This is a genomic window from Shewanella sp. P1-14-1 (genome assembly GCF_001401775.1).
Taxonomy (GTDB): domain Bacteria; phylum Pseudomonadota; class Gammaproteobacteria; order Enterobacterales; family Shewanellaceae; genus Shewanella; species Shewanella japonica.
In genome coordinates this window covers 1-12724 of sequence record NZ_LKTL01000024.1, presented here as the reverse complement: position 1 = coordinate 12724, position 12724 = coordinate 1, and the positions used below count along the sequence as shown (strand labels likewise).

Annotated in this window: 10 protein-coding genes; 3 read left to right on the top strand and 7 right to left on the bottom strand. The window is 42.9% G+C overall.

The features are described 5' to 3' along the window. Window position 1: 1 nt before the first annotated feature. The 7 genes from AN944_RS16470 to AN944_RS16440 all read right to left on the bottom strand — a co-directional run bounded on the left by AN944_RS16470 (window position 2) and on the right by AN944_RS16440 (window position 6879). Window positions 2-562 carry an AraC family transcriptional regulator gene (locus AN944_RS16470; protein ID WP_200913382.1) on the bottom strand — a complete coding sequence of 187 codons (561 nt, stop codon included), beginning with the start codon at window positions 560-562 and terminating at the stop codon, window positions 2-4. A 36-nt stretch (window positions 563-598) separates the two neighbouring features. After that, window positions 599-1756, bottom strand: coding sequence for a DUF3570 domain-containing protein (locus tag AN944_RS16465; RefSeq protein ID WP_235530957.1), 1158 nt, complete (start codon window positions 1754-1756; stop codon window positions 599-601). Beyond that, complete coding sequence (locus AN944_RS16460; RefSeq protein ID WP_197495523.1) at window positions 1743-1979, bottom strand: DUF4266 domain-containing protein; 237 nt, start codon at window positions 1977-1979, stop codon at window positions 1743-1745. Before AN944_RS16460 ends, AN944_RS16465 begins: the two co-directional genes overlap by 14 nt. A 16-nt stretch (window positions 1980-1995) precedes the next feature. Then, a complete protein-coding gene (locus tag AN944_RS16455; protein WP_055025740.1) occupies window positions 1996-2499 on the bottom strand; it encodes a TlpA disulfide reductase family protein in 504 nt (167 codons plus the stop codon). A 93-nt stretch (window positions 2500-2592) separates the two neighbouring features. Beyond that, window positions 2593-3264 carry an outer membrane beta-barrel domain-containing protein gene (locus AN944_RS16450; protein WP_055025739.1) on the bottom strand — a complete coding sequence of 224 codons (672 nt, stop codon included), beginning with the start codon at window positions 3262-3264 and terminating at the stop codon, window positions 2593-2595. A 38-nt stretch (window positions 3265-3302) separates the two neighbouring features. Beyond that, window positions 3303-4115: an SH3 domain-containing protein gene (locus AN944_RS16445; protein ID WP_055025738.1), complete on the bottom strand. Its 813-nt coding sequence runs from the start codon at window positions 4113-4115 to the stop codon at window positions 3303-3305. A 52-nt stretch (window positions 4116-4167) separates the two neighbouring features. After that, complete coding sequence (locus tag AN944_RS16440) at window positions 4168-6879, bottom strand: hypothetical protein (RefSeq protein ID WP_055025737.1); 2712 nt, start codon at window positions 6877-6879, stop codon at window positions 4168-4170. Window positions 6880-7132: 253 nt separating this feature from the next. On the opposite strand from AN944_RS16440, the gene AN944_RS16435 reads away from it, so the two are divergent. The 3 genes from AN944_RS16435 (at window position 7133) to AN944_RS16425 (ending at window position 12530) form a co-directional block, all read left to right on the top strand. After that, window positions 7133-8404 (top strand): hypothetical protein, encoded by a 1272-nt coding sequence (locus AN944_RS16435; RefSeq protein WP_055025736.1) that lies wholly within the window; start codon window positions 7133-7135, stop codon window positions 8402-8404. Window positions 8405-8406: 2 nt separating this feature from the next. After that, window positions 8407-10851, top strand: coding sequence for a LamG domain-containing protein (locus tag AN944_RS16430; protein WP_235530954.1), 2445 nt, complete (start codon window positions 8407-8409; stop codon window positions 10849-10851). A 101-nt stretch (window positions 10852-10952) separates the two neighbouring features. After that, entirely contained in the window at window positions 10953-12530 is a 1578-nt protein-coding gene (locus AN944_RS16425) for a hypothetical protein (protein ID WP_055025735.1), read from the top strand. Window positions 12531-12724 lie beyond the last annotated feature (194 nt).

Here is a 12724-nt window from a genome sequence, read left to right as displayed (position 1 = left end):
GTTATAAAACCCATTCTTCAACGCTAATATCAGCTCGGTAACTTGATTCGCTGTCTTCAAGCTTTAATTCAACCATGATGGTTTCATCTGTCTTTTCAAAAGGGTGGTTGACTGCTCTTTGTATCGTGCGTCCTTCTGCATCAATGCCGGTGAATATTGCTGTTAATTGATGCTGGCCAGTTTTTAAATTGCCCATATATAATTTTTGAATGCCGCCTTTTTCAAGGGCGCGGCGCTGACGCTGGGTATATAAAAATCCAGCCACATCTTGGTTATTTATTTTTAGCTCGACGCTATCTAAGGTAAAAAAACGTCCAACATCCACGGAGACAAAGACTGCTATTTGCGTGCTGGCAGGGAAAAGTAAATCTTCTTCTAAAATAAACAAATCACGATTGAGTTGAATGACCTGGCTTTTAATATCTTCAAGTTCGCTACCAATACTGCTTTGCGCTTGTGAGGCATCAGCCGCGACGACTGGCGATACTGAGATACATAAGCTCAAAAAGAGCGCGTACAGTGCTCGTTGAGATAAGCTGAAAAGTTGTTGTGTTCGTTTCATATTATTGCCTTGGACGCAGCGTTGAGTTGCGTACTACTAAAAATAAATACTGTAAAAAGCACGAATGACATTGGCTGAAAAGCTATAGAATGGCTCATTACCGACACCACCTTCAGCGGTAGGATCTCTGAAGTTGCTATAGTCAAAGGTAATGTAATCCCATTGCAGGCTGGCCTCTGAGCGGTTATCTCCAAAGGACAGGCTTTCAGGCATTAAATAAGTCACGCCTAAACCTAAGGTTAAGTCATTAAAATCACTAAGCTCTTTATCTCGAGCGAGATAATTCTGGGCATCTTGATAAGGGAACAGATCACTATAAAACTCAGCTTGAGTTTGTTGGTAATAGCGCACTTTAAACTCCAGCTCTAAGTAGTCACCAATCGGGTGACGATAGCCAAGCTCCACATCATTGGCATTGATTTCCCAGCTATCATTAAAGTATCGGTAGTGAAAAAATAGCGCTGCACGATAGGGAAGAAAGTAACTGGCTGACAATTTACTCGAAAAGGAGTTACGGGTTTCAGGGTACACTTCGGATTGATAGCCTACCCCTGAAGGGCTGGTAGTATCGATAAAACGTACTGTTCTATATGGGTTATTAAGGTAGCCTTCATCGGCAATTGCTTCAAAATTAAGTTGTGCAGTTAAGTTACGGGTTAAAATCTGACTGATGCCCGCACGAATTCGATATTGTTGGCTTTGCTCTTCAAATAGGTCATCACCGTTTCGGCGAATTTCATTGTCACCGTATGACACACCGAGACTAAGATTGGTTAAGTCGCCAAAGGTATCTTGCGAAACGTTAATACTAAAAGACTGGGCAAGGTAATCGTCTTCGTCACTTTGCCTAGCATTAAACGTCATTAGGGTTTTGTCATTTAGGTATTCAACACCAATTTGACCTTCATGACGTTTTTCAGTGTAAGGGCTGGCAGTACTGAGTACATCCACTGACGCAGAAGAAATACTGTCTAGATAATAATAACCTGTGAAAGCTAATGACTCGGAGGCCTTCTTTCGCAGCAGCACAGAAGGGCCGTCAATTTTCATCCCGCCGCCTTCGTAACTATGATAAAGCGCATCGGCTCTATCTGGCTCTAAAATAGCTGCCCATGATAAAGGGACATTTATGCTAACGAGCAGCAATGTGATTAGCTTACATACTGTATGGTTCATTATTCTAGTTACAGCCACAACCACCGCCTCCCGTACCTTCAGCGCCTCTTGCTGATTCACGCGCTTCAAGCACATGAGCTACATGCATATTGGCAATTGGGTGGCGACCAAAACGCATAATAGGGTCGGCTAAGTTTTGGCGCTCGTAAGGTTTTACCCAAGGCTCTATATCAAGACTAGAGCAAGCTGAGAGCGTTAATAATGAGCTTAATCCTGCACTTAACATGATGAGCTTTGTCATAGAAGACTTCATAGCGTTACTCTCTGATTAGTTTCTTGATAGCTGCGGCGTACTTTTTCTCATAGCCGTCTTGATAACCTAAGAAGACGTATCGTACGACACCATCACGATCGACCATCACAGTGGTTGGCATAGCTTTCACGTCATAGGTTTCTGAAAGGGAGTTAGTTTCATCAAAAAAGATAGCAAAGCTTAAATCTAAGTCTGCTAGGAAGTCTTTACCGGCTTGGTTTTCTTGCTCGACATTAATCCCCCAAACTGCGACACCTAAGTCTTGGTACTTATCTTGTAATTTTTGCAGTACGGGCATTTCTTTACGGCAAGGTCCACACCAAGAAGCCCAGAAATTAATTAAGATAATATTGCCACGCTGCTCAGACAGCTTTTGGTTTTCACCTTGCATATTTTTAAGGGTGAAATCTGGTGCAACTTGCCCGGTTGTCACCGCATTTGCTTGCGCGGTAAGTCCTAGCGTCGCAGCCAATACTAAGCTTTTTAGGCTTTGATTTAATTTAAACATTAATAATCCTTTATTGTTTTTATTCTGTCTTTCACTGCTTGTTATTGTTCGTTACTCAGTTGCTTATTGCGCTATGTAAACAATAACCTCAGGTTAAAAGTAAACGGCTATGCCGGTTGCAAAGGTCAAGTTATGAGTCGTTTTACTTGAGCCAGTGATTTGGGTGTCAAAAATGTAGTCACTCATGGCCAGATCCCAAGCAACCCAATCAGTTAAAAATACTCGATAGTTAGCAGTTAAGTTGACAGTAAACTGTTCATCACCAGCAAACTCAGTGCTGCCGCCACCTAATTCAAATGAAAAGACACTGTTGAACACTAAGTCTTCACTGAAAAAGATTTCGCCAGGTAAAAAGTTATACCCAATATTCAGCCCGTAATAGCGCATTTCACGTTCTTCATCTGTCAACAGTGGGGCTGTATTAGCTAGCTTTTCAAAACTGGTATCACCGCCTTCAGCTATGGCGTAACGGGCTTTGACATAAAAGTGTTCACTGATGTGGTAGCCTAAATGTGCACTAATCCAAGGGCTATTTTCGAAGTCTTCAATCGACATTAAGCCACCTTGTAAACCGATCTCGAAATTTTCGGTATCTAATACATCGTCCAACACTTCACGACGCTCAACATCGGCTTTAACACCAACACTGTTTGGGTTTTCTTGAGCTAAGGCTCCAGCGCTGAAACTGAGCCCTAGTGCCAGCATGCAATAAGTGAATCGGCTTTTCAAAGCGGTTTTAGCACGGCTTGTTATTGTTGTTTTCATTGCTACCTTCATGACGACTTTGATGTTAATTAATATGTTTAGAAAAATACGCTAAAACCGAGTTGCCAAGATTGCAGTTGCTCATTTTCATCTCGGTCGGTTAATGCCAGAGAAAACTTATATTCAGCCCGTAAAATAAAGTTACGGCCTAAGTGATATTTAAGGCCTGCTGCCGCACTCATTAAGGTGTTTTCACGTGATTGTGAATCTGCAATAACACTGTGAGGGCTAGTTTTAATAATGCCACCGCCAACACCAATATATGGACTAACTACCCATTCAGGAAAAGGATGGCTAATTAACATGGCTTCGAATAAATCACTGTCAGATATACTGCCAAGTGCTTTACCTGCTGATATTTCAGCGCTAAATACAGGGGTAAATACATAGCCGAGTTGGATGGTGTAAAGGTTTGCACCTTCAAAATCGCCGTACATTACCCCGGCTTCCCAATCTCGATTAAGGTATGCATCAGTCCCGAGTTGAGTTTGTTCAACGGCTTGTCCATGTTGACTAAAACCGAACAAATCATCTTCGTGAAACCAACCTTCAACCCCACGTTTGTCACGCACTTTTATCCAAGCCGTTCGCTTGACTAACACGGTCACTTTTTCACTTTGTTCTACCACATGCACTACAGGGTAGCCTGCGCTTGGGCCTGAATGTAGCTCGATAAAAGGCACGTCTATGGTCAATGTTGCCGCTGTATTTGTGTCTTGGTATGAATCGACTGTGGTGTCACGTTCAGGAATGGAAGTAGGCTCAGCCGCAAGGGCATAGCAAGGAAGCATCATTGCCATAGACAATAATATTGGGCTTAACCACTTCATGGTAAATGGATAATTAAACATGGTTTCCTTGTTGTAACATCATCATTCCTTTATGTGCTGTTGTCAGTGTTTACTACTCTTGTGTATAAAAAGGGGTGTTGTAATATTGCGCCCCAATATCTATCCACTCAGCGATTAATTTGAGTTCGTCGGCAGACAGCATGTTTTGATGAGTGACATCATTCATGGTGTCAAAAAAGTTGCTGCTAGCGCTTGCGCCGTTAGTTGACATGATGGCTGGCACATTTACTGTCGTCATAACCGGAATTGGGTTACCTTCAGCATCAAGAATAAGCTCACCTTCGCTATCAACTTGATAGACAATATTGCCATCAGCGTCGAGAACCACGACTAAGCGATCGACGATAATGCCATCAATGTCTTCTTGTTCGACATCATTGAAAAACAATTCTCGATAGCTAGTAAAGTGTGCAGGTTGGTCAGTGGACGGCGTTGCTACTAATTCAAGCTGCCCAGCTGGTACTTGGGCAAGGTTATTGTCATCAACAATGCTATGGCAGCTAGTGCAGGTGTTATCAGCAAGAACTGCTAAAGTCGTTTCATCTATTGCAAGACGCTGCAAATCCCACAATGGCTGTATATGTTCTTCATAGTTAATCTGAATTCGGCAATAAGCATTCCAATTGTTAAAGCATTCACTACCATTTGGCGCTGGTGTAGCAAGGTTTTGGTAGGAATAATCTGTACTGGGATTAACCGTAGATAATGCGGGGTTGGTCCAACGATCTTCGTAGGTTAAGTTAGCCGATAACTCGGCGATACCATTAACCATCGCATCAGCTTGAGCCATGGTTTGTCCTTGAGTGGGAATGATGTTTTGTGTGGCGTTTGTAAAAGCTGCCCCGCCCGTTGCTCCGGGGTTAATGGATTCAGCTTGCGCATCATAACGGCCGTGGGGTAATTGACTGTTTGCAGTATGACAGCCTTTACATTGCAGTGTTTCACCCGGCTTTAAACTAATCCATTGGCTATGACGGCCACCAATACGTTGACCAGATGCATCCAATACGCTGATAGCCAAAGGAACATTAGCTGGGACTTTAATTTTTACAGAGCCATCAGATTGTATTGGCGTGTAACCAATAATTTCACGCATTAGCTGATTGCGACTACGACCAAAATCTGTATTAGGAATATCTCTGACTTCATCTGATGGCATAGGCACGCCACGAACTACTTTCAAAAAACGTGCAGGTAGCTCAGTTGCACGTGTTTGGGTTGGATCGCTGAGTTGGCTAATCCCGCCTAAATTAGCACTACTGTCTTGACCGTCAAAGTCATACACACTGCGAATATCAATGGCTGCTGCCAGCTCTTCGTGTAGTTGCGCATCAAGTTCATTACCGATCACTTTATTGGCTATAAATGTTTTTGGCTGTGAACTCGGTTGCATGACTAAGGCTTCAGTAATCACTTTTCCTTCTTCACTATCAGCGACTAATTGCTGAGTTCCATCGGCATCATTTAATAGCCAAAGCTCGTACAAGGGATCGGCAAGTTCTAGTGTGGGATCCAATAACTGTTCATCAGTTAGCTGCCCGCAAGCACGAATTTGCTCTTCAATCACGACACGACATAAATCCCAACTTAATAAATAGCGCTGACTATTATCAGGTAGTGGCGTTAAATGGGTTAATCGTCCAGAAGGAGAAAGGTTATCTGAGAAGTTAAAATTAAACTCGAAACTGAATGCTAAATCGTTAATGGCACTATCGTTAGCACCAGACGCAAAGGTTGGCTGTTGGTTATCAGTAAACTCTTCGATATTAATCACCACAGGGCGCTTTTGGTAGCTGGTTTCGTCTTGTGAAGAGAGTAAAAGTAAGATCTCACCATTCGGCAGCTGTTGTGGTTTAACAAATTCGATGAGTTCATCTTGCTGATCGAAGGCTATTTGATGTGAATGCCAGCCAAACATCAACTTATTATCGGTGCCATCAGGATTCATTTCATACAGGTTTATGCCCTTATTACCGCCCATATTATCCCAGCGGCTGTACAAAATTTTACCGCTTTGCAGCACTAATGGGTGTGTGTCGTGGCTTAAATTAAAACTCAATTGCTCTATACCGCTACCATCGGCATTCATCACATGAATATTGAAGGTTTCATTATCTCGGCTTTCATCTAGGGCGGTGTATTGGGGCTTACCTTCATCTAATAAAATCGCTCTAGATAAACGCTGGCGAGTCGAAGCAAAAATGATGCGGCCGTCAGGTAAAAACGATGCCATGAGATCGTCACCTTGCTCAGCAGTGGTATCGCTGACAATCACTCGTTCAAGAGTTTGTGTTGCAAGTTGATAACGCCAAATATTCCAACTCGGTTGGTCCATTTCATCCGCATCTTCAATTTCAGGCGCTCGAATTGACACTAAAAATTGTTGGCCATCATCTGAAACTGACAAATCTCGAATATCAATAGCCTGAATGGTGTCAGCAGGTGCATCTTCTGGCAGTAAATCAGCAAATAACTGGGCTGATATGTTAGTAACAGGGGAGTCGCTAAAGGCATTTCGTTTGACGAAAAGCTGAGCGCCGGGATTAAACTGAGCGGGGTGACGAGAATCAAAACTGGCAGGTTGAGCACCTTCATCGCCATCTAAAGCGATAAGATCACGCTGAATATAAATAACAGGGTATTCAACTAAAACAGGATCAGCTTGCTCATCCTTAATGGCTGTATCGGTATTACATCCTGTAAGATAAAAGAAGGCCAGAATGATATAGACGCACTTCCCTGCATAGCCCCAAATTGGCCTCATTTATTACCCTTAATACGCAATTGTTATTATTGTTATTGTTACATAGTAAAAATGTAATAATTCTTGACATTATTGCCGCCTAGTCTCAGTGTTTCAATACTTTTTAGCAAAAATTATTTTGCCAAGTAAAAAATAAAGTTAACAAAATAAAAACAACAAGCTTTATGATTTTAGAATACTCGATCATTGTCTGCGTTTTTATCTTATTGCTACTAAAGCAATTGTTAGCTAAGAACAATGACAAGGAGACAGTATGAAGTTGCAACTTTATACGCTTAAAAGTCGGCATTTTTTGAATGGAATTGATGTATCCCAGCTTAAAGTTCAACAAGGTATTACTCTGCTTTTGTTGTCATGCTTGACTATTTTTTCAGCAAACACCTCTGCTGGTACATTAGAGCAAGCCAAACAGTTACATGACAGAATCGCTGGTGTCCCAGCATCAGAGCAAACACTCAATGAGATGTCTGTATTGCTTAGTGACAGTAAGCCAATTGAAGCGGCTTATTTAGCAATGGAAAACCCCGCTTTTTATTCGACTACGCTTAAATTATTTGCTACTCCATGGACCAATATTGATCAAGATAGCTTTGCACCATTAAATGATTACAGCGCTACTGTGATTGGTGCGGTTCGAGATGATGTGGATTTTAGGCAGTTACTTCAAGCTGATATGGTTTATGTAGGCGATAACAGTCTAAACCTTCCCGCTTATAGCACCCGTGATAATGCTCATTATCAGGCACTTGAAGATCAATTTATTGATTTAAAGTCAGGCCTAGAGCGAACCACTCAATCCAGTGTTAACGGCTTACCTAGCGATGCAACAGCTGGAGTGCTTACAAGTCGCGCCGCGGCAAAAGCATTTTTCTATTTAGGCACTAACAGAGCGATGGTGCGGTTTACCTTGATGAATCACCTTTGTACTGATTTAGAGCCTTTAAAAGATAATACTCGCTCACCTGACAGAATTCGCCAAGATGTGAGCCGCAGCCCTGGTGGTGATAGCCGGTTATTTATCAATAACTGTTTGGCTTGCCATAGTGGAATGGACCCCCTTGCTCAAGGGTTCGCATATTATCAATATGACTTTGATGTTGAGAGCGACCCTGATGGTGATAGTGGGGCCATTACCTATAACCAAAGTGGTCAAATAGATCCTGACACTGGCACCAGAGTACAGGGGAAATACCATATTAACTCCACCAGTTTCCCTTATGGTTACGTAACAGAAGACGATGAATGGCAAAATTATTGGCGTGAAGGTGTTAACCAAAAGCTTGGGTGGGACGAATCACTCAATGGTAAAGGTTTTGGGGCTAAATCATTAGGCCAAGAGTTTGCTAACAGCCAAGCATTTGCCCAATGCCAAGTTAAAAAAGTATTTAAAACCGTATGTTTAAGAGATGCAGAGTCAACTGAAGACATTAATCAGATTGCTGCTACAACTGCATCTTTTCAACAAAACTCATATCAACTCAAGCGTGTGTTTGCTGAAGTTGGCAATTATTGTATGGGAGAATAACGGTGATATTACCTCATAAAAACCTAACCTTACTCTCTGCTATTTGTTTGCTATTAACTTTATCCGCTTGTGGTGGGGGAGATGTCGAAAGCAATCCACCTCAACAGCAAGATCCTGGCTCTGATGTCTACACAGGTCCTGCGCCCGCTACAGAAGACATTCAAAAATATAAAGTGTCGCTGTGGGATAATATTTCAGGGCAAAATCGATGCGGAGCATGTCATACTGAAAGTAATCAAGCGCCGTATTTCGCTAGTCGAGAAAACGTCAATGACGCGTACGCTGCGACTAACCCATTAGTAGACTTAACAGATCCTGCAGCATCTCGTTTAGTTGAAAAAGTCGCTGGTGGCCATAATTGCTGGTTAGACAGTGATAGTGCCTGTGGTGAAACCATGACTTCATGGATCAAGCTGTGGGCTGATGAGCGAGTCAGCAGCGCCAATACCATTGAGCTGACATCACCAGTCATACGAGAACCAGGAGCCAGTAAAAGCTTTCCCGATGATAGCGGCTTATTTAGTCAGCATGTCTACCCTATCGTAAGCCAGTATTGCAGTGACTGTCATAATGAATCAGCAACGTTTGCCCAGTCGCCATTTTTTGCCAGCAATGACATTAATCAAGCTTATGAATCAGCCAAAAATGTCATTAATATTGATGAGCCAACCCAATCACGTTTAGTGGTTCGTTTGGGTAGCGAGTTTCATAATTGCTGGACTAACTGTCAGGAAAATAGCAATGAAATGCTTGCTGGGATTACAGCAATGAGTGATGCCATTGAAGTCGATGAAATTTCACCAGACATGGTGGTATCAAAGTCATTACGTTTAACCGACGGTATTACCGCATCCAGTGGTGGCCGTTTTGAAACTGATGTGATTGCGCTTTATCAATTTAAGACGGGTGAAGGTGCCATTGCTTATGACACATCAGGCATAGCACCAGAAGCCAATTTATCACTAACAGGTGATGTTGAGTGGCTAGGCAGCTGGGGATTATCTTTTACTAACGGCAAAGCGCAAGCCAGTACCGCTAATAGTAAGAAACTGCATGACCTTATTACCTCAACGGGTGAGTTTTCTATCGAGGCTTGGGTGACTCCAAACAACGTTACCCAAGAAGGCCCAGCAAGAATCGTCACCTATTCTGCAGGTGATGATGCGCGTAACTTCACGTTAGGTCAGACACAATATAACTATGACTTTATGTTGCGCACAGAAAGCTCAACAGTAAACGGTGAGCCTGCGTTAAGTACGCCTGATGCTGATGAAGTGCTACAAGCAACATTGCAGCATGTGGTATTGACCTACAATGCAACTCAAGGGCGACGTATTTATGTTAATGGCAACCTTATTGACGCCGTTGACGAAGATATTTCGCCGCTTGCATCATGGGATGACAGCTTTGCATTAATACTAGGTCGCGAAGCCTCAAACCAGCATGTATGGCAAGGGGATATTCGTTTATTAGCGATTTATAACCGTGTACTCGAGCAAGAACAAATTAGCCAAAACTACGATGTTGGAGTTGGTGAGAAATTTTTCTTACTGTTTTCAGTCAGTCATTTAATTGATTTACCCGAAACCTACGTCATGTTCGAAGTCAGTCAATTTGATAATTATAGTTACTTATTTACTGGCGCATCACTGGTGAATATTAATGGCACGCCTGTGGCGGACAACTTTGATATGCGCGGGATCCGCCTTGGCATTAACGGCAAAGAAAGCGCTCAGGGCCAGGCATACTCCAATGTCGATTTAACCATAGACAGTGGTCAAGAAATTGCTGAACCAATGCCAATTTCGGCACTCGGCACGATTATTGGCCTTGAAAAAGGTGCCAGCCAAGATGAGTTTTTCTTAACTTTCGAGCAAATAGGTGAGCACGAAAATGTTCGCGTACCGGGTGTTGTCATTACACCAGAAGAACTCCCAGCCAGCACAGAAACATCGCATATTGGTCTACGTAATTTTGCCGAAATTAACCATACCATGAGCGAATTAACCGGTGTGGCACAACAAAATACAAAAGTCTTTGATACCTATGAGTTAGTGAAGCGGCAACTGCCCAGTGTTGAAAATATTGATACCTTTATTTCAGCGCAGCAAATGGGGGTAACGCAACTGGCCATTGCCTATTGTGATGTTGCTATTGACGACAACACGATTCGCACAACTTGGTTTCCTGATGTCGACTTTAGCCTTGCACCTGCTGACGCATTAAATGCAGCGCAACGCCCAGCATTGCTTAATCCGCTTATTAATCAATTAATGCCGTTGAGTCTTGCAACCCAGCCAGATGCAACTGCTGTGTATGATGAACTGGACTCTTTGGTAAGCCACTTATCAGTTTGTGGTACAAACTGTAATGCAGAACGCACCCAAACGATTGCTAAAGCCTCTTGTGCTGCAGTGCTCGCTAGTGCTGTTATGTTGATTCAATAGGAGAGTAATAATGATAAAACAGCAACTGAATATTACTTCTCGTTCAAAATTGAAACTGGTCAATGTGGCAAGTGTATTAGCCTGTTCAAAAGGATTTCAACATGACTAAACCAAAGCATCTTCATCCGGACACGCCATTATTGTTTTCTGATCATCGCAAGCCGATGACTCGACGTGAGTTTATCTCAACAGGCTTAGCAAAAGGTGGCCAAGCGATAGCAGGCTTATCGTTAATGAGTATGTTTGCTAACCCAAACCAAGCTAATGCAGCATTGTCTTCTGACTTAGAAGCACTGCGGGACTCTTGCGGTATTAGTGTTCAAGGCGCAGGCAAAATTCCTTTTATTAGTTTTGACTTGGCTGGCGGTGCAAATATCGCAGGTTCAAATGTATTGGTGGGCGGTGCAGGTGGCCAGCAAGATTTCTTATCAACCGCTGGCTATAACAAACTGGGATTACCTGGTGATATGGCGCCATCAATTGCTAACCCTGATGTGGGCATGTCTGATTTTATTAATACAGACTTAGGCTTAGCATTTCATTCTGATTCTGCTTTTTTACGTGGCATTCTAGAAAAAGTCTCAGCAGATACGGCATCACGTATAAATGGTGCCGTTATCCCATGTCGCTCTGACAATGACACCGGTAATAACCCGCATAATCCAATGTATGCCATTGCTGCAGCTGGTGCGAATGGTTCACTGATGCCGTTGGTTGGCTCTCGCAGCACAGATTCTGGTGGCAACTCTATGGCGCCGAATAACTTTATTGATTTAAGTATGCGCCCGACTAAGATTGATCGTCCATCAGATGTGACGGGCTTAGTCGATGTGGGTGACTTATTTAGCTTATTGTCGCAGCGCGATGCCGTCACTGTGATGGAAAGTATTCAGCGTATAAGTGCTCAGAAAATGGCTTCAGTGAATACTCAAGTCACCCGTGACGATGTGATTAAAGATTTAGTCAATTGTGGTTATGTAAAAAGTGCGGATTTAGCAGATAGATTTGGCGATCCTTCAACCTTAAACCCGGTACTCGATCCGGATATTGTTGGCCCTGCGGGCATATTCACGATTAACGAATTTGATTCTGAATCAGAGTTTCAAAAAACCGCATCGATTATGAAACTAGTCGTAAATGGTTTCTCTGGAGCGGGTACCGTCACCATGGGCGGCTTTGACTATCACACAGGTGAGCGTGGCACAGGTGAGTTACGAGATTTACGAGCGGGTCGTTGTATGGGGGCATGTTTAGAGTACGCAGCCAGGCGCAACCAACCATTGATGATGTATGTGTTCAGTGATGGCTCCGTTGCCAGTAACGGCCGCATTGATGAATCAATGGAAGGGCGAGGTAAAGGTGAATGGACTGGTGATAACTCATCAACAGGCGCTTCGTTTTTCTTAGTCTATAACCCAACGGGTAAGCCACAATTAATGGGTGCAAATGCGGATCAAATGGCACAAAACCAACAGATTGGTTTTATGCGCTCAGACGCCTCAGTGGATACCGCATCAGCGCCATCGGCGAATAACGTTAACTTATTGGTTGATACTGTATTGCTAAACTACATGGCACTACATGGTGAACAAGGTCAGTTTAATACGGTAGCCCCAAGACAAGGTTTGGGGAACAGCACAATGCTGGATTCGCTGACAGCGTTTCAACCGATTGTTTGATTGAAATGTAGGTTTATTTTGCTGATCAAATTGAAAAGCTTAGAGGTTTTCCTCTGAGCTTTTTTGTTTTTAAGTTTAAGTTAAAGGTAAAATCAGAATCAACGTCGTGGCGCTTCGCCCACACCCGACGAAAGGGAAACAACAGCATTTCCCTTTTCGATATCCCTTGCCGCCCCTACGAAATTGCTCTGAAA

Bases quoted from the DNA above. Each gene is read 5' to 3' on its own strand.
- AN944_RS16460 (WP_197495523.1), bottom strand. From the start codon at position 1,979: ATGACAAAGCTCATCATGTTAAGTGCAGGATTAAGCTCATTATTAACG.
- AN944_RS16425 (WP_055025735.1), top strand. From the start codon at position 10,953: ATGACTAAACCAAAGCATCTTCATCCGGACACGCCATTATTGTTTTCT.
- AN944_RS16470 (WP_200913382.1), bottom strand. From the start codon at position 562: ATGAAACGAACACAACAACTTTTCAGCTTATCTCAACGAGCACTGTAC.
- AN944_RS16455 (WP_055025740.1), bottom strand. From the start codon at position 2,499: ATGTTTAAATTAAATCAAAGCCTAAAAAGCTTAGTATTGGCTGCGACG.
- AN944_RS16440 (WP_055025737.1), bottom strand. From the start codon at position 6,879: ATGAGGCCAATTTGGGGCTATGCAGGGAAGTGCGTCTATATCATTCTG.
- AN944_RS16435 (WP_055025736.1), top strand. From the start codon at position 7,133: ATGAAGTTGCAACTTTATACGCTTAAAAGTCGGCATTTTTTGAATGGA.
- AN944_RS16445 (WP_055025738.1), bottom strand. From the start codon at position 4,115: ATGTTTAATTATCCATTTACCATGAAGTGGTTAAGCCCAATATTATTG.
- AN944_RS16450 (WP_055025739.1), bottom strand. From the start codon at position 3,264: ATGAAAACAACAATAACAAGCCGTGCTAAAACCGCTTTGAAAAGCCGA.